Origin of the sequence: Microcoleus sp. B9-D4 (assembly GCF_036705105.1) — a bacterium.
In the GTDB taxonomy this organism is placed as follows: domain Bacteria; phylum Cyanobacteriota; class Cyanobacteriia; order Cyanobacteriales; family Microcoleaceae; genus Microcoleus.
In genome coordinates this window covers 35,009-56,174 of sequence record NZ_JAUBTS010000021.1, presented here as the reverse complement: position 1 = coordinate 56,174, position 21,166 = coordinate 35,009, and the positions used below count along the sequence as shown (strand labels likewise).

19 protein-coding genes are annotated in these 21,166 nt (G+C 46.6%); 10 read left to right on the top strand and 9 right to left on the bottom strand.

Annotated features, from left to right (window positions below; genetic code table 11):
- Positions 1 to 346: 346 nt before the first annotated feature.
- Positions 347 to 1,006, bottom strand: a complete 660-nt coding sequence (locus tag QUB24_RS15045) for an NAD(P)H-binding protein (protein ID WP_333053110.1) — start codon at positions 1,004 to 1,006, stop codon at positions 347 to 349.
- A gap of 121 nt (positions 1,007 to 1,127) precedes the next feature.
- Between QUB24_RS15045 and QUB24_RS15040 the strand changes: the two genes are divergently transcribed.
- From QUB24_RS15040 to QUB24_RS15025, 4 genes are all read left to right on the top strand, one after another.
- On the top strand, positions 1,128 to 1,841 hold the full coding sequence (locus QUB24_RS15040) for a DUF1997 domain-containing protein (protein WP_333153947.1): 714 nt from the start codon (positions 1,128 to 1,130) through the stop codon (positions 1,839 to 1,841).
- A gap of 964 nt (positions 1,842 to 2,805) precedes the next feature.
- Positions 2,806 to 5,019, top strand: coding sequence for an ATP-binding protein (locus QUB24_RS15035; protein ID WP_333153946.1), 2,214 nt, complete (start codon positions 2,806 to 2,808; stop codon positions 5,017 to 5,019).
- A 225-nt stretch (positions 5,020 to 5,244) separates the two neighbouring features.
- Positions 5,245 to 6,711 (top strand): response regulator, encoded by a 1,467-nt coding sequence (locus tag QUB24_RS15030; protein WP_333153945.1) that lies wholly within the window; start codon positions 5,245 to 5,247, stop codon positions 6,709 to 6,711.
- A 308-nt stretch (positions 6,712 to 7,019) separates the two neighbouring features.
- The gene (locus QUB24_RS15025) at positions 7,020 to 7,202 is read left to right on the top strand and encodes a hypothetical protein (protein WP_333153944.1); all 183 of its coding nucleotides are present in this window, start codon (positions 7,020 to 7,022) and stop codon (positions 7,200 to 7,202) included.
- On the opposite strand, the gene hisG is transcribed toward QUB24_RS15025, so the two are convergent.
- On the bottom strand, positions 7,199 to 7,843 hold the full coding sequence (gene hisG, locus QUB24_RS15020) for an ATP phosphoribosyltransferase (protein ID WP_015174599.1): 645 nt from the start codon (positions 7,841 to 7,843) through the stop codon (positions 7,199 to 7,201). The genes QUB24_RS15025 and hisG overlap by 4 nt on opposite strands.
- A 198-nt stretch (positions 7,844 to 8,041) precedes the next feature.
- Between hisG and QUB24_RS15015 the strand changes: the two genes are divergently transcribed.
- The 3 genes from QUB24_RS15015 (at position 8,042) to rppA (ending at position 10,220) form a co-directional block, all read left to right on the top strand.
- Positions 8,042 to 8,299 (top strand): hypothetical protein, encoded by a 258-nt coding sequence (locus QUB24_RS15015; RefSeq protein ID WP_333153943.1) that lies wholly within the window; start codon positions 8,042 to 8,044, stop codon positions 8,297 to 8,299.
- A gap of 524 nt (positions 8,300 to 8,823) precedes the next feature.
- A complete protein-coding gene (locus QUB24_RS15010; protein WP_333153942.1) occupies positions 8,824 to 9,474 on the top strand; it encodes a glutathione S-transferase family protein in 651 nt (216 codons plus the stop codon).
- Between the two features lie 59 nt (positions 9,475 to 9,533).
- Positions 9,534 to 10,220: a two-component system response regulator RppA gene (gene rppA, locus QUB24_RS15005; protein ID WP_333153941.1), complete on the top strand. Its 687-nt coding sequence runs from the start codon at positions 9,534 to 9,536 to the stop codon at positions 10,218 to 10,220.
- 109 nt (positions 10,221 to 10,329) lie between these two features.
- Here the strand turns inward: rppA and QUB24_RS15000 are convergent, their stop codons facing one another.
- From QUB24_RS15000 to tmk, 4 genes are all read right to left on the bottom strand, one after another.
- Positions 10,330 to 11,166 (bottom strand): metallophosphoesterase, encoded by an 837-nt coding sequence (locus tag QUB24_RS15000; RefSeq protein ID WP_333153940.1) that lies wholly within the window; start codon positions 11,164 to 11,166, stop codon positions 10,330 to 10,332.
- A gap of 520 nt (positions 11,167 to 11,686) precedes the next feature.
- Complete coding sequence (gene msrA, locus QUB24_RS14995) at positions 11,687 to 12,172, bottom strand: peptide-methionine (S)-S-oxide reductase MsrA (protein ID WP_445300410.1); 486 nt, start codon at positions 12,170 to 12,172, stop codon at positions 11,687 to 11,689.
- Between the two features lie 27 nt (positions 12,173 to 12,199).
- Positions 12,200 to 13,162 (bottom strand): DNA polymerase III subunit delta', encoded by a 963-nt coding sequence (locus QUB24_RS14990; RefSeq protein ID WP_333153939.1) that lies wholly within the window; start codon positions 13,160 to 13,162, stop codon positions 12,200 to 12,202.
- A 391-nt stretch (positions 13,163 to 13,553) separates the two neighbouring features.
- On the bottom strand, positions 13,554 to 14,222 hold the full coding sequence (tmk, locus tag QUB24_RS14985; RefSeq protein WP_333153938.1) for a dTMP kinase: 669 nt from the start codon (positions 14,220 to 14,222) through the stop codon (positions 13,554 to 13,556).
- A gap of 105 nt (positions 14,223 to 14,327) precedes the next feature.
- Between tmk and QUB24_RS14980 the strand changes: the two genes are divergently transcribed.
- Complete coding sequence (locus QUB24_RS14980) at positions 14,328 to 14,675, top strand: hypothetical protein (protein WP_190659999.1); 348 nt, start codon at positions 14,328 to 14,330, stop codon at positions 14,673 to 14,675.
- Positions 14,676 to 14,872: 197 nt separating this feature from the next.
- Here the strand turns inward: QUB24_RS14980 and QUB24_RS14975 are convergent, their stop codons facing one another.
- Entirely contained in the window at positions 14,873 to 17,380 is a 2,508-nt protein-coding gene (locus QUB24_RS14975) for a heavy metal translocating P-type ATPase (RefSeq protein ID WP_333153937.1), read from the bottom strand.
- Between the two features lie 300 nt (positions 17,381 to 17,680).
- Between QUB24_RS14975 and QUB24_RS14970 the strand changes: the two genes are divergently transcribed.
- A complete protein-coding gene (locus QUB24_RS14970) occupies positions 17,681 to 17,893 on the top strand; it encodes a DDE transposase family protein (protein WP_333153936.1) in 213 nt (70 codons plus the stop codon).
- A 113-nt stretch (positions 17,894 to 18,006) separates the two neighbouring features.
- Here the strand turns inward: QUB24_RS14970 and ctpC are convergent, their stop codons facing one another.
- Both ctpC and ispG read right to left on the bottom strand, forming a co-directional pair.
- A complete protein-coding gene (ctpC, locus tag QUB24_RS14965) occupies positions 18,007 to 19,362 on the bottom strand; it encodes a carboxyl-terminal processing protease CtpC (protein ID WP_333153935.1) in 1,356 nt (451 codons plus the stop codon).
- A 315-nt stretch (positions 19,363 to 19,677) separates the two neighbouring features.
- Positions 19,678 to 20,898 (bottom strand): (E)-4-hydroxy-3-methylbut-2-enyl-diphosphate synthase, encoded by a 1,221-nt coding sequence (ispG, locus tag QUB24_RS14960; protein ID WP_333153934.1) that lies wholly within the window; start codon positions 20,896 to 20,898, stop codon positions 19,678 to 19,680.
- A gap of 40 nt (positions 20,899 to 20,938) precedes the next feature.
- Here ispG and QUB24_RS14955 point away from each other — a divergent pair, with 40 nt between their 5' ends.
- Positions 20,939 to 21,118: a hypothetical protein gene (locus tag QUB24_RS14955; protein WP_333153933.1), complete on the top strand. Its 180-nt coding sequence runs from the start codon at positions 20,939 to 20,941 to the stop codon at positions 21,116 to 21,118.
- Positions 21,119 to 21,166: the final 48 nt, after the last annotated feature.

The following is a 21,166-nucleotide window of genomic DNA, read 5'->3' as shown; positions in this document are numbered from 1 at the left end:
ATTCTCGATCGGCCTTTTTTGGGCGGGCAGGATAAGGCTTTTTTGGGCAGGCATCCTGCCCGCCCTACAAGAAAATGCACTTTTTGTGGAACAGGCCGGAAAGCCTGTTCTTGACAATGGTGCAACATCTCAGACCCAAATCAAATGGTTTTTTGTCTGACCGAAAGCATCCAGGATACCCGCCACGTGATTCATTCCGAAAGCAGACTCAGGACCCAGAAATAAAAAACCTGTATCCGATAAAGGAGCCCCCGAATTTATCGGTGGGGTCAATGCTTCAATCTAAAATCTCAAATCTAAAATCTAAAATCGATTGACGCACCGAACCCAAGCGAGGCTAATTCAATCAAATCACACTGGCAAACAACTCCTCAAAACTCTTTTGCGGAGCCTCCGACTTCGCCACAATTTCCACAACCTTGTTGCGAGAAGTCGGCTGAAACAGCGCCTCCACGCACACTTGGGCTACCTTGGTGCGGGGAATGCTGCTCTCAAACATTTTGTCGGCACCAGTCATGACGATCGCATCTGAATTATCCTCATTTTTGAGACCGCCCGGACGGACGATCGTATAAGTCAAGCCGCTTTTTTGCAAATACTCCTCGGCTTGCTTTTTCCAAACCAAAATCAGCCAGAACAAATTCAGCGGGTGAAAAAACTGAGAGACGCACAGAGAAGTCACAAGCACAAAATGCTCAATGCCCTTAGCCTTAGCTGCATCCACCAAATTTTTAGTACCTTCAAAATCCACCTTGTAAGGCGCTGTCGGGTCAAAACCAGGGGCCGCCCCTGTCGCGCACAGCAATACCGTACTATCGCCGATGGCATCGCCCAGGGAAGTTGCATTTAATACATCCCCAGTAACTAACTCAGCCTCCGGTGGTAAAATTTGTCTAGCTGTGTCTAGATTTCGGACTAAGGCGCGCACGGGAATACCTCGCTTGACTAATTCTGCGACGATTCGGCGGCCAGTCTGACCTGTGGCTCCTGCTACAAATGCTTTCATATGTCGAGTTATGCTGAACTAGGGTAAGTTTTGTTACTATCAATTTCTCAATTGTAGGGAGGAAACTTCCTTAACACATCCCCAACCAGATTGATTGGCGTGTATAACAGGAGAGCATAATATGAAGCACGATTCCGCTGAATATCAAACTGTTGAAGCTTCTGACGAAAATTACTACCCAGATGCGACTTTCCAACAGCCCGAAAGTGGAAGCGCGGATGCACCAGAGGAAGTTGAGCCGATTTGGTTTCACACGCATTTTGAAGACAGCATGGAGATGTACGCGGATGCGGAGACGGTGGCGCAGCATTTGAACAACCACAAGAGTTGGTTTTGCCAGTGCGCTTCGCCGATGAAGGCCGAGCCGATCGGCGAAAACGGCTATGATTTATTAATCGGGCGTTTTGGGGCTTTCGGCTACCGCGTTGAAGCGAGAATTGGTTTAGAGTTGCTGCCGCCGGATGCTGAAGGCTGCTATTTGATTAAGACTATTCCGGTTCCGAATTATACCTCGCCTGGGTATGAAGTGGATTTTCGATCGGCAATGAAGCTAGTGGAGATACCGTCTCAGGAGTTTGCCGCCGATTGGCCGAGCTCGGAACGTGCTAAGCTGCCGCCTGCGATTACCAGCGCTACCTGGAAGCTGGATTTGGCTGTGGGGGTTTGTTTTCCTAAGTTTATTCGATCGATGTCTCAACCTTTAATAGAAAAAACCGGCGATGCGCTTTTGGAAAAAATCATCAAACAAGTTAATCGGCGCTTGACTTATAAAACTCAGCTTGTTTTTCACGAAAGTTTGGGCATTCCTTTTCCGAAAAATCCTAAGAAACATTAAGAATACTTACGCTCTAACCTGTTGTGCATTTAAATTGTATGTTAAGTGCGGGTTCTCCTGCCCAACCCCTACTCCCCACAAGAGTAAAGATTTATTTTACTCTGCAATTTAAATGCGGATTAGCTTAACTCACATTTGTAGGGTGTGCACTGCACACCTTACTCATAAGTTAGACTTCGGCGTGAGTGCTCAGTCGCACAATTTTAGATGAAATTATTGGGAATAATATCATTTCCGGTTACACCGGAATGATGTTGACGGTGGACTGTTGACGGTTCACTGTCAACAGTCCACCGTCAACCGTTAACTGGAATTTACTATTCCGATGCTAACGGATTTGATATAACTGATTGTGTATGGGTTGGGATCACGAGTCTACAGTTGCTTTTTTGAAACTGATATCACTTCCTCCAGGTGCTTAGAGCGAGCCTTATGCCTATGTTTTTGAATCCAACACTTGCTTGAGCAGTTAATCAAAATAACCAAGTTATTGCTAATAAAATTTAAGGGTAAGGTCATGATTGCATTTGCCATATAGCAATCCTTGCAGGAGTCGTAAATTTTTGACCCCACCCCAACCCTCCCCGAACCCGCTGGGAGTCCGTAAGAAATTCACAAATGATGCGAGGATTGCTATATGCTGATTTCTTATTACGGGAATTAGTTTTTATTATGGGTCAATTTAGCACAGGGTTGGACACAATAGTTTCAAGTCAGATGCCATCAACTTCGACAACATTGTTATTAAAAAATTCTGCTTCTGTCATCATGCTTTCCCTCCTTATTGCCTCCTGATTAAGCAATGTAGCCGACGCACTTAAAAGGTGGCTCCGATCGCCCTCGGAAACCAGCAAGTGTCTCAGATCACAAGGCAGATCGATCGCCCTCACTGCCCAAAACCGTAAAATTATGTAACATTATGTAAAGAGTTATCAAAGAACTCTTGCCATATCCGTAGAAAGTTATGACAACAAAACTAAGAGCTAAACACACAGAGAAAATGGAGAGAGACTTGCACGAGTTGAGGGCAGACCAAGAACTGATTCTCAATCAAGTAGACAATGCGATCGCTCTGTTCGACTCGTCTGACTGCTTAGTTTTGTTTAACAAAAAATTGGCGGGAATCTGGGGACTGTCCCCAGAATGGCTGGAAACAAAGCCGAAGTGCCACTTGCTGTTTGCGGAAATTGTCGATCGGGGTTACTTGTCCCTTCAGCAGTGGCAAGAGTTTCAGCAAGCACTCGAAAAATCTCAGCATGAAAGTTTATCATTTTATTTCGAGCAATCCAATGCGGTTTGTTTGGAGGTGTGCGCCACGATTACCAACAGCGGCGGACGGCTGTTTACCTTTCGAGATGTTACGGTATACCAAAACTCCCAAGCTAGCTTGAACGCAGAAGTCAGGCGGCTGAGATTTCTTTTAGGTTTAACCGAACGCCTGCAAAAGTCTGACAGTTTGCAAGAAATAGGTCAGTTTGCCCTCACCTATTTAGTAGAGGCAATGAATGCAGCTTTCGGAGATGTCAAGGTGATTAACGGCAAGGGAAACGATCGGCAAGCGTCGGGGATTTGCAACCAAGTTTCTAGTCAATTTTTGGCTACTTACGGGGAACCCGTAGTCGCAGGAATGCAAGCATTGCTCGACCAAGGCATTCCCTACGGCATCGGTTTGCTGTGGGAAGTGGTGAAAACTGGTAAACCTGTGTTTGTCGAGGATTATGCCCAACATCCCAATGCCGTGCCGGAATTTCGGCATCCGGGAATCGGACAACTGGGCATTTTTCCGATCGCAGCCACCGACGGTACAATTATTGGCGTACTGACGCTGGAGTCTCGCAACGTCAAAAAACTGCAAACCGCCCTCAACCAAGAAGTGCTGGAGGCTGCTTGCCGGACTTTGGGGGCGGCCATCGAGCGGGCTCAGACACAAGAAAACCTGCGCCAAGTTAACGAACAATTAGAGTATTCTTCTCAGTTGAAATCTGAGTTTTTAGCATCAATGTCCCACGAATTGCGGACGCCTCTCAACAGCATTCTCGGCTTTTCTGACTTGCTGCTGCGGCAAACTGCTGGACACTTGAGCGATCGACAAATCAACTATTTAGACCTGATCGAAAAAAGCGGCCAGCACTTGTTGCAGTTAATTAACGATATTCTCGATCTTTCTAAAATTGAAGCCGGGAAAGTAGAACTCAATTTACAACCTGTTCGCGTTCACGAACTCGCGACAGACTGTCTAAAAATGATGCAGCCACGGGCAGACAAAAAGCGAATCGGTTTGTCTTTAGAACTCGACTACCGTATTACTAAAGTTTGGCTCGACGAACGGCGAGTGCGACAAATTGTGATTAATTTACTTTCCAATGCCATCAAATTTACCCCCGAACAGGGACAAGTTAAACTCAGCGGGCGTCTGGCCTACGGCAGCGAAATAGACGGCGACTACCGGCCGGATTGTTCTCCTGTAAATGCCAGCACTCCTTATTTTTGTTTAGAGGTAAAAGACTCCGGCATCGGCATTCCTCAAGACCGCTGGCACTTGCTATTTCGACCTTTTCAACAGGTGGATTCTTCCCTGACTCGGAGGCACGAAGGTACAGGTTTGGGTTTGGCTTTGACTAAACGTCTGGCAGAATTGCACGGGGGAACTGTTTCTTTTCAATCGGTTTGCGATCGGGGAAGTCTTTTCCGCGTTTGGCTGCCTTTGACAGAGATGCGTCAACAGTTGGGAAACTTTGCTTCTTGTGCTTTGGATACCAAGTTAGTTCCTGCTTCTGCGATTGCTTTACCAATTGCCAGGAAGCGGATTTTGATTGTTGAAGACCAGCCTTTTAACCAAATGTTAATTTCTGAGGTGATGGAATTGGAGGGGTACGGGGTAGAGATACTCGCGGATGGGAAGGCGATGGTCGATCGTATTCTCGCCGCCTCTGCTGCCCCGGAGTTGCTGCCGGATTTGATTTTGATGGATATTCAGTTGCCGGATGTTGACGGCTTTGAGTTGATGCGCCGAGTTAAAGCAGATCCTGTCTGGGATTCGGTACCGATGATTGCGGTGACGGCGATGGCGATGCCCGGTGACAGTGAGCGATGTTTGGAAGCTGGCGCTTCTGCTTATTTAAGCAAGCCACTGGATTTGAATTTGACGATCGCTACAGTCCGTTCTTTTCTTGGCTAACAATAATTATTTGCAGTTCCAGCACTGCAATTTATGATAATTGATAACAACCAAGGTTAAACTCAATAGTAGATAAATATCTATATGACTTGCCCGCACTTGCCTCCGAAAGCCTGTTCCTACGAAAAATATCGAGTTTAGTAAGGAGAATATACCAATCAACCCGTTTTCGAGCTTCCCCACGCGCAACTTCCGAGCTAAATTCAATATATTATATCATATTCCATGTCAAACAAGTCGCCCTGCATCATGTTGGTTGATGACGAGCCAGCTAATCTGACTTTACTGGAAGAGTTATTGCACCTGAAAGGATACGCTACAGTATCAGCGCTATCTGGCCATGAAGCGCTCTCGCTTGCCCGCGCCTCTCGACCCGATTTAATTTTACTAGATATTATGATGCCGGAGATGGACGGTTTTGATGTGTGCGATATCCTACGGAAGGATACGGCATTGCAAACTGTACCGGTGATTTTTTTAACTGCCCTCGATGACGATATGTCTCGCATCAAAGGGTTAGAAATGATGGCTGATGATTATTTGACAAAGCCTTTTAACAGTCGTTTGTTGCTGGCAAAAGTGGAAAATATTTTGCAGTTGAGTCAAATGCGATCGCAAGCTGTATCTTCCCAATTCCACCAGCAGGTAAAAGAACAAAGCAAACGCCAAATCGCCGCAGCTTGGGAAGCCAACGAATATCTTTCCGAAAAATTTCAGCTATTTGTGCCAGAGCAACTTCTCGAACGAATTGCGCCGCAAGGAATAGAATCAATTCAGTTGGGCAATGTTACAGAAGAAGAGCTGACTGTTTTATTTTGTGACATTCGCGGGTTTACTGCGATCGCCGAATCTCAACAAGCTCGCGAGACTTTTGAATGGTTGAACGCTTTTTTTACTAAAATGAACGAGTGCATAACGTCTCACGGCGGGTTTATTGACAAATACCTAGGCGATGCAATCATGGCAGTATTTGACCAGCCAAATTCTCACGCGATGAATGCGATCGAAGCCGCAGTAGCAATGCAAGAAACTTTGCAAGAATTTAATGCCAGTCGCCACAAATACAATTTAGAATCTCCCGTCAATATTGGTACGGGAATTAACACAGGTATCGGCATGATCGGCACTTTAGGTTCCGATCGCCGCATGGACTCTACAGTCATCGGTGATGTGGTAAATACAGCTTCTAGATTAGAAAATTTAACTAAAATATACGGCTGCCAAATTATTGTTAGCGAAAATGCGATCGTTCATGCGAGAGAATTTCTAAATGGCATAAGTCTCAACTCAAACTCAAAAGAAAGTCTATTATTAAAGTGCGACTTAGAAGTGGAAACACAGGAGAGTATTATTTCTACTTCTGGGGCGACTGCTGCTGACAGCCATTTGCCCAGCAACAATTATTACTATCGCTGGATCGATCGAGTAACCCCGCGCGGCAAGCAGCAAGCTATTGAAATCTACGAAATCTGGGCAGCCTCCTGTCCCGACTCTGAGGCAAAGCAGCTTACCCAAGGTTTATTTGACAAAGGAATTCAAGGATGGCAATCCGAAAGATTTGTCGCAGCTTTGGGATATTTTCAGCAACTAATTGAGCAAAACCCTGCTGATACAGTCGTCCGTTTTTATATAAGTCGCTGCCAGGAAAAACTAGGTTTTATACCTGTAAGTAACCGATCAGAAATCAAATAAATAGAACCAGTTCGTACTGAGTAGTTCAGTCCTCTTTCTTACAGCAAATACCAGCTAAGCTAAAATAATCCTGTTCCTAGTGAGGACTTCAGTCCTCTTTCTTAGCGCAAATAAGGACTAAAGTCCTGGCTACGAACCTATACCAATTATGAAAAGTAGGCTAGCATCTGTAGGGACACGGCCATGCCGTGTCCGGCGCAGGGAGTAGGACACGACATTGCCGTTTAGTGTCAACTTAACGTACAACTAATAGTCCGGCAGGGATTGAAACCCCTGCCTCAAAGCTAAAGTCCTCTTGCATAGGATTAATGAGTTATTCAGTCCTCTTTGAGAGGACTTTAGCTATCAGCCTCGTGGAATTCATTCCCTGGCGGACTGACGGGCGGACGGAAAAACTGGGCGGACTGACAGCTAAATTTGACGCCAATGGCCAATGCCGTTTCTCTACTTATCTAGGAACCAATCAAAGCACTCTAATTTTAGACCATTAAACAGCCGTCAAAACTTGCTCTCTCAACTTCCCGATCAACTCATTCACCCCCCCCGCATTCAAACGGTAACTCAGAGGATGACCGATTAAATAAGCCGAACTTTCAAACAAAACATCAATTTCCACCAAACCATTTTCTCGCAAAGTTTTGCCAGTCGAAACCAAATCCACAATTGCCTCCGACATCCCGGTAATCGGCCCTAACTCCACAGAACCGTAAAGCGGCACAATTTCCACCGGCAAATTCAAATTGTGAAAATATTCCCTCGCACAGTGTACGAACTTAGAAGCAACTCTACCATGAGGAGGCAAATCCACAGTTCGTCGATAAGAACTAGATTCCTTGACCGCCACCGACAGCCGACACTTGCCAAATTTTAAATCAATTAAATTGGCAACTTTCGGCTTTTTTTCCCGCAAAACATCATAACCAGCAATCCCCAAATCCGCTTGGCCGTATTCCACATAAACAGGTACGTCGTGCGTCCTTACTAGCAAAGCTTTGGCAGTGCCTGTTGGGTCATAAATTTGAAGTTGTCGGTTCGAGGAATCGAGAAAAGCACTGAAGTCTAATCCAACGGATTTAAACAGCCGAATGCTATCTCCTAACAATCCGCCTTTGGGAAGTGCAACAGTAATCATGTCAATTTTTAGAGGGTAAATTTCTTAATTTGGGAAGGGGGCGATCGCGGTCTAAGCAGAAACAGCTTTTACCAAACTCAGAATAACACATAGAGTTCATAGCTAAAAATAAATTTCGGGTATTGCTCGATCCTTTATTTGAGGATATATTATATTTAGTAATTTTTTATTTAGTCACTTTTTTCAATGGCGGTCGGTATGGAAAATAATCAAGAATTTGAGGAAAATTTTCACAGTGTAGACCAGGATTCCCTGAAAAAGATTAAAGTAGATGAAATCCTCTCAGGCGGTGGTGTAGAGAGGGAGGAAATGGACTATACAGTAGCTGTACCTAGCGCTAACCAGGCAAGGGTTCCCAGGGACAGAGGCTTCTCATCTCATGTGCAATCAAGCGTGTTCGATCGCGCCCCCCGATCGAAGTTTGCAGAAAAACGCGGAACGCTGGGAGGCTGTTAATTTGACAACTCTGGGCCCTAGAAGGGCAGAGATTCTTGTATCATTCAGTCCACTTAATAAGTACAGCTTCCTGTACTTACCGCAAGATGGTTCTGTCCTCAAGCTTTCGACTCATTGCAGAGTCTTGTTCCCGTGTGCCCCACGGTACAATTCAAAACCCAAAATACTGGTTTCTAGGCGTACTTGTTACTCGAAGTTTTTACCCGCGCAAGCTTTTCTGCGCCCAAGCCCATAACTTCAGTTTTCAAGGTGCGTTGCCTTCAGGCGACTGGGTTTTTAATGTGGTTGAATACCCTAGCCACATTACAATATTATCACGACCAAGAATAAAAAGTCGTCCTAGAAGGACGGGGCTTTAGACCCAATTTTTTGGTAAAATTCTTGCAGAGGCTGGTGCAGACAACGCGGCGATCCTCTTCGAGGGCTTCGCTAACGCGCGATAGCCATTGTGTGTCACGCTTTTGTGTATTCAACTCTAAAACTTAAAATTGCACGGACGATCGGAAATAGCTGACAGCTACATTATGACCAAATTGACTCTGGTAATCGGCAACAAAAATTATTCCTCTTGGTCGCTGCGCGCTTGGCTGGCGATGAAACAAGCTGGACTGGAATTTGCCGAGGTGAGAATCCCCTTAGACTGGCCGACAACCCATGAGGAAATTCGGCGCTATTCTCCATCGGGAAAAGTGCCAGTTTTAATCGACGGCGACTTGAAAGTGTGGGAATCTTTAGCAATTTGCGAATACGTTGCAGAACGCTTTGCAAATGATTTGTGGCCGACAGATGTAGCGGAACGGGCGATCGCCCGTTCCATTGCTGCCGAAATGCACGCGGGGTTCCAAAATTTGCGCGACAATATGCCGATGGACTGCCGCAACCGCTATCCGGGAGAAGGGATGACTGCCGGTGTAGAAGCAGAGATCGATCGCATCTTTTCCATTTGGCGCGAATGCCGTCAAAAATTCGGAACAGGCGGCAATATGCTGTTCGGCAAATTCACAGTAGTGGACGCTATGTTTGCCCCCGTTGTCATGCGTTTTGTCACCTACGGAGTCAAATTAGATTCAGTAACAAAAGCGTATGCGGATGCGATTTTGGCCTTGCCTGCCATCCAGGAATGGCTAGCAGCAGCTTGCAGCGAATCGGAAAGTATTCCACACATTAAAATCTAGGAAAAATCAGTTTACTTAACCTAAAATCTCAAATTTCAAGTCTCAAATATGAAATCAGGATGCGGATTCTTTTAGTTGATGATGAAGTTGAGTTAACTGACCCTTTGAGTCGAGTTTTAACGCGCGAAGGTTATACAGTTGATGTGGCATTTGACGGAGCAAGTGGCAGCAATTTAGCAATGCAGGGCAATTACGATTTGCTAATTTTGGATTGGATGCTACCGAGACAAACCGGACTGGCAATTTGCCAGAAGTTGCGATCGCAAGGACGGAATACGCCAGTGCTATTTCTCACCGCCAAAGATACCGTAGACGATCGCGTACAAGGACTCGACGCCGGTGCAGACGACTATTTAGTCAAACCTTTTGAACTGCGAGAACTGCTAGCCAGAGTCCGCGCATTACTGCGGCGGCCTCCTACTTTTGATGCCGAGGTTGCTGTCGGGCGGCTGCAAGTTGCAGATTTACAGCTAGACTACGACAATCAATTAGCTTATCGGGGCGATCGCACAATTGACTTATCAGAAAAAGAATGTCAGTTATTAGAATACTTAATGCGCCATCCCGGTCAATTGCTAACACACGAACAAATCCACCAGTATTTGTGGAGTGAAGCAGAAAAACCCAGCAGCAATGTATTAGCCGCTCAAATTCGCCTGCTGCGCCGCAAAATAGAAGTTCCGGGCGAATCAGTCCTAATTCACACAGTCTATGGCAGAGGCTATCGCTTTGGAGAAGCCAATTAAAAATAATAGAAATTATAGAAAAATCCCTCTTCCTTCTTCCCTCTTCCTTCTTCCTTCTTCCTGGGGCTATATTATCTATTATCGGGAAAGTGTGCACCCTAAACCGCCCTTACGGGTGTTGACAAACCAAAGTAATTACTGTCACCTCCGGCGGACAAAATAGCCTCCCCGGCGCATAAGTTCCCAAACCGCGATTCACGTACAGCAAATTACTCCCAACCTGATGCAAACCGCTAGCCCATTCCCAGTGAGTAACTACTCGATCCCAAGCCGAGACAAAAGGAATGAACTTTCCGATTCGTTGAGGAATCAAAGAGCCAATTTTTCTGACCCAAGCGTACAAAGGGCCGATACCGGGAATAACGATTTGACCGCCGTGAGTGTGCCCAGACAACTGCAAATCAATCCGCCAATTTTGCAGATTTTCAGCAGTATCAGGATTGTGAGACAAGACAATCCGAGAAATCGCGGGATTTATTGATGCCATGACAGGTTTAGGCGCAAAATCCCCCGACCAAAAATCAGCCAGCCCAACTAAAGCCAATTCAGACCCCAAAGGATAGATTGCTTCGTTGTACAAAACCCGAATCCCGACGCTATTTAAAGCATTAGCAACCTCTGTTTTTGCCCCTGGCCAATAGTGGTCGTGATTGCCCAAAACCGCGTAAATTCCCACTCGACTTTGCAAGTTTTTCAATCGCTGCACTAAGCCGTAAATAGGTGCGGGATCGTAGCTAATAAAGTCACCAGTTAAAAAAATCATGTCTGGTTCAGCTTCATTGGCCGCAGCAATCGCCTCTTCTAGCAACCATTCCGACAGCCGCACCCCGTCATAGTGAAAGTCCGTAAGCTGTACAATTTTAGTACCGGATAGATTTGCTGGAAGATTAGCGATTGGTATTGTTAAATACTCTATTCGCAGTTTCCCAGTTAATAACCTGTGCATAAATCTAAAGTTTATTGATGACAGAGCGCCACCTCTAGCTTAGCAAATAAACAAGCAAGACTGCCAAACTACATACTCTTCCCTCCGGGACGCAAAAACTGGGATTACTGAGGAAAATAGAAACAGAAATGCCCTATCTTTATTTAGGCTTTATTGCAAAATTGTTTGGGTCTTACGCGCCCAACTAATACAGCATTTTTATAAAATTATGACTTGCGTAACAAGCTGTTTAAAACGCTCTCAATCCTCTTCAGACTGGCTTTTTCAGCCCCGCATCTATATTCTTTTAGCAATTTTCAAAGCTGAGACTTGCACCGCATCCCCATCGCATCGGCTTACCACGCGGGGATTGCCCCTACCAAACACTATCTCATCACTAATGATTTATTACTGAGTAGGTGGAAATAAACATGGCTTGGAGGAGGCAGGGTTTTGCATTAATAATAAACTGGCCGCTAGTATAGATCATTGCCTTACCCACCCCTAATATTTTTGATTTTTGCTCGCGTCTGCCTACTTTTTAACTAATCACTTTTGACGACTGCCGCTTTTTCTCAATATATTGCTGGTGGTAATCCTCTGCCATATAAAATTCACCAGCAGGTTTGATTTCGGTGGCAATATCTTTGTCGTATTTACCGGAAAGTTGTAATTTTTGTTTGGATTCGCGAGCGGCTTTTTCTTGTTCCCAATTGTGATAAAAAATCACAGACCTGTAGTGTTCGCCTCTGTCGGGGCCTTGGCGATTGATTTGGGTAGGATCGTGACAGTTCCAAAATACATCTAGCAGTGTTTCGTAACTCACCTGCGATCGATCGTACTCTAGCAGCACTGATTCAGCGTGACCGGTGACTCTGGCGCAAACATCCAGGTAACAGGGATTCGGCCAGTGGCCTCCTGTGTAGCCCGCAGCAGTCGAGACGACACCCGCAACGGCGCGAAACTTGTGTTCAACTCCCCAAAAACAACCGGCGGCAAATGTGGCTTTTTCCATCGTGTTACTCATCGTATTTGGTTCAAACTTGGCAATAAATTATGCTTGACATATTCCCATAAGTGTGCATTCCCAAACTAATCGCGGCTGTACGTAGTTTAGCAAATATTGTCGCGCTTTTTCCAAGGGTTCTAAGGGCGATCGACTAATTCCCCCTGCCAAAAATTGCTGCCAATAACAGTGTTGTAAATAATCGATTAACCACAACTGAGATTCAGTATCTAAAGTTTTATCAATTTCCTTGGCTAATTCCAAAGCAGACCGCAGATTTTGAGGCAACTGCTTCACCTTTTGCAGCAAATCATCGGGTATTGATTGCAGTTGCTGCCAAATAGCAATTGCCTCCCCAGGACTGCCCTGAGCCATCCCCAGTACCTCGGAATGATCCAATATCTGCGCGAATCCGGCTTGCTGCAAAACTTGTGCCATTGCTTCGGGATTCAGCCGTGAAAACTGGATTTTTTGACAACGAGAAATTAAAGTTGGCAGCAAAGCTTCCACAGTCGGAGCAATTAAGATTAGCGCTGCTTTTCCCGGTTCTTCCAATGTCTTCAACAAGCCGTTAGCGGCTCCCTCACCCATTGTTTCTGCTTGTTCCAAAACTACGACTGAACGCCCAGCTTCTAGCGGCGGTCGGCTGAGAAAATCACTGATTTCTCGAACTTGTTCTAAGCGAATTTGTGGTGGTGCTTTCCGCTTTAAACCGGCTTCCTCTGCTTCCTTTGGTGTAAGCCGTTTGCCTTGGTTCATGTAAGTTGGTTCTACCCAAAGTAAGTCTGGATGATTTCGCTGTCTCACGCGATTTTGCACGGAGGCTATTAGTCTGGTTTCGGGAATATTGGCTGAGAATAAAAGCTCGATGAAACACTGAGCAGCTAAACTTTTGCCGATGCCGTTAGAACCGACAAATAAATAACCAGGAGCAATTCGGTTTTGCTCGACTGCTTGAGTTAGCAATTCTACTGCTCGCTCTTGTCCGATTAATGATGTGAAATAATTCATGTTTGCTTAGGAAGAAGGAAGTTCGGCAACGGATTCGGTAACGGATGTAACGGATGTAACTCACATCTTGCACCATTCTCAGGAACAGGCAAGATGCCTGTTCCACAAGAAAATTTACTCTTTGTGGAACAGGCATCTTGCCTGTTCCTAAACAAGTAATTGAGAATGTTGCAATATCTCAGATGTAACGGATATCAGGATGAAGGATGAAGGAATAAAATGTAGGGTTTCAGCAATTAAGAACATCTTAAGCGTCGGGCGGGGTTGCTATAATACCAAAAGGTTATTGTGTTTTAACGTAATGCTAAATAATTGTTGTGAGTTAAGAAGTTAAATTGTAAGTTGGCGGCGCCGGACAGGGCATTGCTGTGTCTCTACAAATTATCTAGCGCTATTTTTCAGAATTGGTATTATTTAAATATCCCCAAGCTTCTAACCTGCGAGTGACAATAGCTTGAATTTCCTGAGCGACTTCATATTCAGGCCGATCGGCATTTATCCGGACAATTCGAGATTTATTTGCCTTGGCTAACTCCGCAAAACCTTGCTGCACAAGGCGGTGAAACTTCAAATCAGCTTGCTCGATCCGATCGCACCCTCCCCTCGCCCTTACCCTCGCCAAACCCTCCTCCACATTAATATCCAGCCACAAAGTCAGATCGCTTTCCAAGCCACCCGTGGCAATTTCATTCAACTGCTTAATTAAATTTAAGTTAAGACTGCGGCCGTAGCCCTGATAAGCAATCGTAGAGTCAGTAAAGCGATCGCATAAAACAATCGTTCCCTTAGATAACTCGGGTTTGAGAAAAGTTTCGACGTGTTGAGCGCGATCGGCCGCGTACATGAGTAATTCTGCTCGATCGGATACAGATTCGGCCCCATCTTGTTTCAGCAGCAAATGTCGCAGTCCCCTTCCCAGGTCAGTACCCCCCGGTTCGCGAGTAGCCACCAAGCGGACTCTCAGAAAGCAACTTACTTGCAGGAACTGTATCAAGCGCTGCATTTGCGTAGTTTTACCCGCACCTTCAACCCCCTCAAACACGATAAGTTTGCCTTTCATTGCCCTAACTTTCCACCTGAATAAAATAAATCCATATTGTTCTGTGCATCTGTTCTAGGTTCGGTATGATAATAAAGTCTAAATGCCTCACGGCTGGAGTTGTCTATGGCTCGCTATACTGGTTTTTTTATCGTTGCCGTTCCGATCGACCGTCTCCGTCAATCCCTGATTGAAATTTTAGAGTCATGCAATCTTGATATTATCTACAATACAGGAGATTCCGTCATGGCTCGCGAGCTTCCCGGTCAAGTTTCCATTGCCAAACTTGTCACCGCAGAAGTCCTAATTGAGAAAAACACGGCCAGCGACTCAGAGGTTCGCATGAACTTCGTGATTAAAAACGAAGAACTGCCCCTGCAAACCAACAACCACTGCCGTCAAATGTTCGAGCTAGTGAGTCGTTCAATTATGAACAACAATAACTGGCGACTTTTGGAAAGTATGGCACTGTAGCCATCAGTCAGTCGATTTTACATTTTAGATTTTAGAGTGACTCCACAGATAAATCTGGGGCCTCGAACTAACGTCGAAACTTCTTTGGTCTCGACTCCTGGTGTGGGGGGCTTGTATCCGTCTTGGAATGAGGCCATTAGTCATTAGTTTCTAGCTAATGACCGATGGCCTCCGACTTTTATATGCAATCCCTAAATTTAAGCTCGAAATCCTCGGCGCAAAAACAAAGAATTTGTAACCACGCTAACAGAACTAAACGCCATAAATGCTCCGGCCGCCGCAGGACTGAGTAGAATTCCGGTTGCAGGCAGCAAGATACCCGCTGCCACCGGAATTCCCAGAGTATTGTAACCAAAAGCCCAAAATAAATTTTGGCGAATCTTATTAAAAGTAGCGCGCCCCAGCTCGATCGACTCAACAACATCCATCAAAGCATTTCGCATCAGCACAATTTGAGCAGTTTCAACTGCTACATCAGTGCCGCAGTGCAAACCGATACCGACATCAGCTTGAGCCAAAGCCGGCGCATCATTGATACCATCCCCCACCACAGCCACTTTACAGCCTTGGGCTTGCAAAAGTGCGATCGCCCTCGCCTTCCCCTCCGGCCGCACCCCGGCCAAAACATCAGCCGCCGCCAAACCTAGCTGCTGCGCCGTCGCCGCCGCCGCCGACGGCGTATCCCCCGTCAGCATCATCACCCGCAATCCCATGCCTCGCAAACGTTCCACGGTCGCCTTAGCATCCGGCCTCAGAGTATCTTTTAGCCCGATTACCCCCAGCAAAACGCCCTCAGAAGCCACGTAAACCGCCGTTTTGCCTTGCAAAGACCCCGACAATTCCGTCGCCACAGCGACCCCCTGCTCCTTCATCCACTCCGCATTCCCCGCGAACACCCGCCGGCCCTCCACCAAAGCAGAAACCCCCAAGCCCGGTTCCGTGCAGAAATCCTCAGCAGCTAGCAGCGGCAAACCTTGCTGTTGAGCTTCCAGCAAAATCGCTGCGGCGATGGGATGACAAGCGCCCCTTTCCACCGCCGCCGCAAGTTGCAGCAGTTTGGAGTCAACCCTGCCAGAAACCCCATCAATTGTGGAACAGGCATCTTGCCTGTTTCCAACATTAATATCTGAGTTCAAATCCCACTCCGAATTCTGGAAAATCGGCAAATAATCTGTGAGTGTTAGATTTCCGGTTGTCAGAGTGCCAGTCTTGTCAAAAACCACCGTATCTAATTGATGCACCCGTTCTAAAACATCACCACCGCGAATTAAAAGCCCGCGCTCCGCCCCGATGCCAGAACCGACTAAAATTGCAGTTGGGGTAGCCAGTCCCAAAGCGCAAGGACAAGCAATCACTAAAACTGCGATCGCCAATTTCAAACTTAAGAGCAAAGGCGATTGATAATGGATAATTGGCAATTCATTTCCCATATTCATTGCCCCGTGTCCCATATCCATTGCCCCGTGTCCTAAAAGCACAGAAGGCCAAATATGAGTGCCGGCAAAATACCAAAATAGGAAAGTTAAAACCGATATCGCCATCACCCCATACACAAAATATCCCGCCACAGTATCAGCTAAATTTTGAATCGGCGCTTTGCGAGTTTGGGCTGCCTGCACCAAAGCCACCATTTGAGCTACAGTTGTTTCCTTACCGGTGCGAGTGGCCCGCATCACAACTGCCCCGGATTTATTGATAGTTCCCGCCGCAACTGTATCTCCTGGCTGCTTCAAAACCGGCAGCGATTCGCCAGTCAGCATCGACTCATCTATGGTTGTTTTGCCTTCGCAAATTTCACCATCTACCGGAATTTTTTCCCCTGGCAAAACTTGCAGCCATTCTCCGACTCGGACGCGATCGGCTGGAATTTCAATGTATTGTGGATTGTAGACCTCTGATGTCGAATTTAAAGGCAATTCTTCCGATCGCCAATCTAAACTTGGGAGTTTAAAATCAACTAAGCGGGCTTTCGCCGGTTGCAATGCGATTAAAGCTTGCAAAGCTGATGCAGCGCGCCGTCTGGCTTGCTGTTCGAGAGTTTTGCCCAACAGAATAAAGCCCAGCAGCATCACCGGTTCGTCAAAAAAGCACTCCCATCCCATCCGTGGAAACAGCAGCGCCGCGTTGCTAGCTGTGTAAGCTGTAACAGCGCCTAAAGCTACCAAAGTATTCATGTTGGGTGCATTTCGCCACAAACTGCGGCACCCATCAACGATAATCGGGCGGCCCGGTAGCAGCAAAGCTAGGGTGGCGAGTCCCCAGTGAAACCAAATATTGCTGAGAATTGGGGCTTTTGTGCCGAGTACGTGACCTAAACCGGATAGAATAATTAGGATAAGGGCGATCGTCAATTGCTTGATTTGCTGTCGAATTTCTTGTCGCCGTCGTTCAATTGTTGCCGCTTCTGCTTCCCGCTGATTTTCCCCTAAACGAGACTGAGAGGGAAATCCATTATCAGTCAACTTTTTCGCTAAAGCCTCTGCATCGACAGCCCCCGGTTGACACTCAACCGTCGCGACTTCTACCGCCAAGTTAACGCAAGCTGAAATCACGCCTGAATACTGCATGAGTTGGCGTTCCACAGCTTTAGCGCAGCCGGCACATTTCATCCCGCCGACATCGAAAGTAACAAGTTCTGGCGGTGATTCGTTAACTGGTTGAATTTCTGGTTGAATTTCAGGAATTGTTTTGGGCAAAAATTGCATGGTTTTTTTGGTATTGATTACAATATTTGGGTAGTTCTGAAAGGGTTTAATGCACTGTTTAGACAAATGTCTATATTTTTATCATAGATAAATTTTGTGGCATCTTCCCAAAGTGTTAGTTTTTTTTAATTCTTATTAGTTGCAGGCGGTTAAATCCGCAGCCCAGAAGGGGTTTCAGCCACTACTGGAATGCGAGTTTAATGCTAAGACACGCTTGGGACACGGCACTGCCGTTTCCTTATTTGATATAATGAGCCAATTGCCTAGTTAGTATCCAGCTTTTATTTGACGAATTTAGCTATGACAGAAACACCCAAATTTTATATTATCAAACGTCCTGCCGGTAATTGCGAAATTTTGCCGTTGGCGGAGTCCTCGCAGAGGATCGCGCAACTCGAAGAACAAAACCCCAGTATTATTGAAAAGTGGGGCCCTTACGATTCGCCCGAAGATGCCATTGCCCGCCGCATTGGATTAATTCGCGCCGGCAAATGCCAACCAACCAAATTTTAGATTTTAGATTTTAGATTTTAGATTGAAGATAAGAAGGACTAAAGTCCTCACTACAAACCAGGTTCGTAGTGAGGACTTTAGTCCTTCTTTACTGAAGTTTTTGTGACTAAAAACTACTTGGATTTAGCCGGTGCCACACTCGGTTTGGCCTGCGCCGCCGTCGGCTTAGCTGGCGCAGCATTCGGTTTCGCCTCCGCCTTATTGTTCCCTGTTTTACCAGTAACTTGCTTTGTCAAAACTTCCATAGCTTTCGCGTATTGCGGATCTGCCGTCGTAGCAATTTTATCGCGATCGCGCCTCAATTCCTGTTTTTGAGCGTCGGTGAGTTCTACCTTGAAATCTGGTTCAATCCCGGCGTGGTTAATATCAGTGCCGTTGGGAGTAAAATACTTGGCAATTGTCACCGCTAAACCGGCACCATTTCCCACACCGCGTACTGACTGAACTAAACCTTTACCAAACGTCTTTGTTCCCACCAAAACCGCGCGTTTGTTGTCTTGCAAAGCACCGGATAGAATCTCGCTAGCACTTGCTGAACCGCCGTCTACCAGTATAACTAACGGTTTGTCTGTGATCGCTCCCTTATTTGCCGTTTGTTTATCGGCCTCACCGACTCGATCGACCGTCGAGACGATCGTACCTTCTTTGAGCCACATCCGAGCAATTTCAATACTTCCGTACAGCAACCCGCCGGGATTGGAACGCAAGTCTAAAATATAGCCCGTTACCTTTTTCTGTTCCAAATCCTTAATTGCCGATCGCATTTCCGATGCAGCATTGGCACTAAACTGATTTAAGCGAATATAGCCCACTTCTCCGATTGGAGTTTTCTGCACCGACTTCCGCACAGGATGAATTTCAATTTTAGCGCGCTTCAGCTTAAATTCTAATTCCTTGCTTCCCCGCAAAATAGTCAGCGTCACCTCAGTATTCACCTGACCGCGAATCAAACTTACCGCTTGATTCGTATCCATGCCTTCTGTGCTCTTGCCGTCAATCTTAGTAATGATATCTTTGGCCAGAATACCAGCACTAAAAGCAGGGGTATCTTCGATCGGCGAAATCACCACCAACTTCTTAGTTTCCTCATCTTGAGTCAACTGAATCCCAACTCCTGTCAGTTCCCCAGAAGTTTCAACCTGCATATTTCTGAACTCTTGAGGGTCCATAAACCGCGTATAAGGATCATCCAGCTTCTTCAACATTTCCCGAATTGCTTTGTAAGCTTCGTCGTCGCTGGTATAAGTCCGGTTCAAATAATCATTTCGCACCGCTTTCCAGTCAACCTGGTTAAAAGTGCCATCTACATAACTTTTGTCAATAATTTGCCAAACTTCATCAACCAACTCTTTAGGGCTTCCCCGAAAAGAAGCCAGAGATTTAGAACTGCAACCAGTGTTCGCAAGAGTTACAGCAGTGAGTACCACTGCTGCTGCACTTAGAACAAGCCCTCGTTTTGTTATAACCATTTGTCTGACGCGCGGGAGGAAAAGAGTTCAGAATAATTACGCTCAATCTAACACAGGCAAGGCCGGCTCGCGTTTGGCCTACATATATTATTCCACTTTGCCGACTTCTGCGGTGTCAACTTAAGACTGAAACCCTCTATCTCTTTCGTTTGTATCAAAGTCTCGATCCCCCTAAATCCCCCTTAAGAAGGGGGACTTTGAGCGTTATTGTCCCCCCTGAACAAGGACTTTGAGCGCTCTTGTCCCCCCCTTACTAAGGGGGGTTAGGGGGGATCTCCGGGTTTAAAAACACTCCCTAGGGACGATCGACAGCAATTAAGGATCAACCCAGCGATCGTCCGATTTAATCAAGTCAATCAATTCTGCCACGCCCCGGTCTTCCGGCACCTTCTTAATTTCTTCCCGGCCCCGGTACAGCGAAATATAACCCGGTTGCTTCCCGACATAGCCGTAATCAGCATCAGCCATTTCTCCCGGCCCATTGACAATACAGCCCATTACTGCTATATCCAAACCGGTGAGATGCTTCGTCGCCTCTCTCACTTTGTGTAACACTTCCTCTAAATTAAACAAAGTGCGACCGCAGGAAGGACAAGCGACATACTCAACCATCGTTTTCCGCAGTCCCAAGGCTTGCAGAATGCTGTAGCAGACGGGAATCTCCTTTTCCGGCGCCTCGGTCAACGAGACGCGGATGGTGTCGCCGATACCGTCAGTCAGCAGCGGTGCGAGGCCTGCGGTGGATTTGATGCGGCCGTATTCGCCGTCTCCTGCTTCCGTGACGCCCAAATGCAGCGGGTAATCCATGCCGAGTTCGTCCATCCGGTGCACCATCAAGCGGTAAGCAGCCACCATCACGGGCGCGCGGGAGGCTTTCAGGGAAATTACAATATTTCGGAAGTCGAGGGATTCGCAAATTTTGATGAATTCCAGGGCCGATTCCACCATGCCTTCGGGCGTGTCGCCGTAGGTAAACAGCATCCGTTCGGCGAGGGAACCGTGATTGACGCCGATTCGCAAAGCTTTGCCTTGGTCGCGCAGGGAAATCACCAGAGGTTCCAGGGTTTCGCGGATTTTTTCGCCAATTTCCGCGAATTCGGCGTCGGTGTATTCGCTTCTGTCGGCTTTCGGCTTCTCGAACACGTAAAGTCCGGGATTGATTCTCACTTTGTCTACGTGTTTGGCGACTTCGAGGGCAATTTTCATGCCGTTGTGGTGGACATCGGCGACGAGGGGCACGGGTTGGTAGGTGGCGTGCAGTTTTTGCTTGATTTCGGCTAAAGCTTTGGCGTGGGCCATGCTGGGCACGGTGACGCGGACGATTTCGCAGCCAATCTCGTGCAAGCGCCGAATTCCGGCGACTGAACCGTCGATGTCGAGGGTGTCTTCGTTAATCATCGACTGGACTACGACGGGGTTGCCGCCGCCGATGGTGACGCTACCGACTTTTACGGGACGGGTTTTGCGGCGTTTGATGGTGGTGTCGAAGGTTGGTTCGGTGGCGGGGATTTTAGTGGGGTTCGGCAGAGTTTGCATAACTGGTTGGTAGAGTTTTGTTACTAAGGTCTATAAAAATGTGTCTGCTGTTTTTCAGGTTGCCATAGAAAGGGTCTGTTTGGACAAACAGGTTTTACGATTTATGATTCTTAATGAGATTGCTGCGAATTTGTCGATCGAATTATGTGGGAAAAGGGCGATCGAACTAAAAGCCAACCATCACCGGGAAGGCGAACTGAAGTTGGGCCCGTGGAACTAAACCGAACTTAGAAAATACAGTTAAAATACAGGCTAGGCCGAGATAAAA

Bases quoted from the DNA above. Each gene is read 5' to 3' on its own strand.
- QUB24_RS15045 (WP_333053110.1), bottom strand. From the start codon at position 1,006: ATGAAAGCATTTGTAGCAGGAGCCACAGGTCAGACTGGCCGCCGAATC.
- QUB24_RS14990 (WP_333153939.1), bottom strand. From the start codon at position 13,162: ATGAATTATTTCACATCATTAATCGGACAAGAGCGAGCAGTAGAATTG.
- rppA (WP_333153941.1), top strand. From the start codon at position 9,534: ATGCGGATTCTTTTAGTTGATGATGAAGTTGAGTTAACTGACCCTTTG.
- QUB24_RS15000 (WP_333153940.1), bottom strand. From the start codon at position 11,166: ATGCACAGGTTATTAACTGGGAAACTGCGAATAGAGTATTTAACAATA.
- hisG (WP_015174599.1), bottom strand. From the start codon at position 7,843: ATGATTACTGTTGCACTTCCCAAAGGCGGATTGTTAGGAGATAGCATT.
- QUB24_RS14975 (WP_333153937.1), bottom strand. From the start codon at position 17,380: ATGCAATTTTTGCCCAAAACAATTCCTGAAATTCAACCAGAAATTCAA.
- QUB24_RS15015 (WP_333153943.1), top strand. From the start codon at position 8,042: ATGGAAAATAATCAAGAATTTGAGGAAAATTTTCACAGTGTAGACCAG.
- QUB24_RS15030 (WP_333153945.1), top strand. From the start codon at position 5,245: ATGTCAAACAAGTCGCCCTGCATCATGTTGGTTGATGACGAGCCAGCT.
- QUB24_RS14970 (WP_333153936.1), top strand. From the start codon at position 17,681: ATGACAGAAACACCCAAATTTTATATTATCAAACGTCCTGCCGGTAAT.
- QUB24_RS14980 (WP_190659999.1), top strand. From the start codon at position 14,328: ATGGCTCGCTATACTGGTTTTTTTATCGTTGCCGTTCCGATCGACCGT.
- QUB24_RS15040 (WP_333153947.1), top strand. From the start codon at position 1,128: ATGAAGCACGATTCCGCTGAATATCAAACTGTTGAAGCTTCTGACGAA.
- msrA (WP_445300410.1), bottom strand. From the start codon at position 12,172: ATGAGTAACACGATGGAAAAAGCCACATTTGCCGCCGGTTGTTTTTGG.
- QUB24_RS15025 (WP_333153944.1), top strand. From the start codon at position 7,020: ATGAGTTATTCAGTCCTCTTTGAGAGGACTTTAGCTATCAGCCTCGTG.
- QUB24_RS15010 (WP_333153942.1), top strand. From the start codon at position 8,824: ATGACCAAATTGACTCTGGTAATCGGCAACAAAAATTATTCCTCTTGG.
- ispG (WP_333153934.1), bottom strand. From the start codon at position 20,898: ATGCAAACTCTGCCGAACCCCACTAAAATCCCCGCCACCGAACCAACC.
- QUB24_RS15035 (WP_333153946.1), top strand. From the start codon at position 2,806: ATGACAACAAAACTAAGAGCTAAACACACAGAGAAAATGGAGAGAGAC.
- tmk (WP_333153938.1), bottom strand. From the start codon at position 14,222: ATGAAAGGCAAACTTATCGTGTTTGAGGGGGTTGAAGGTGCGGGTAAA.
- ctpC (WP_333153935.1), bottom strand. From the start codon at position 19,362: ATGGTTATAACAAAACGAGGGCTTGTTCTAAGTGCAGCAGCAGTGGTA.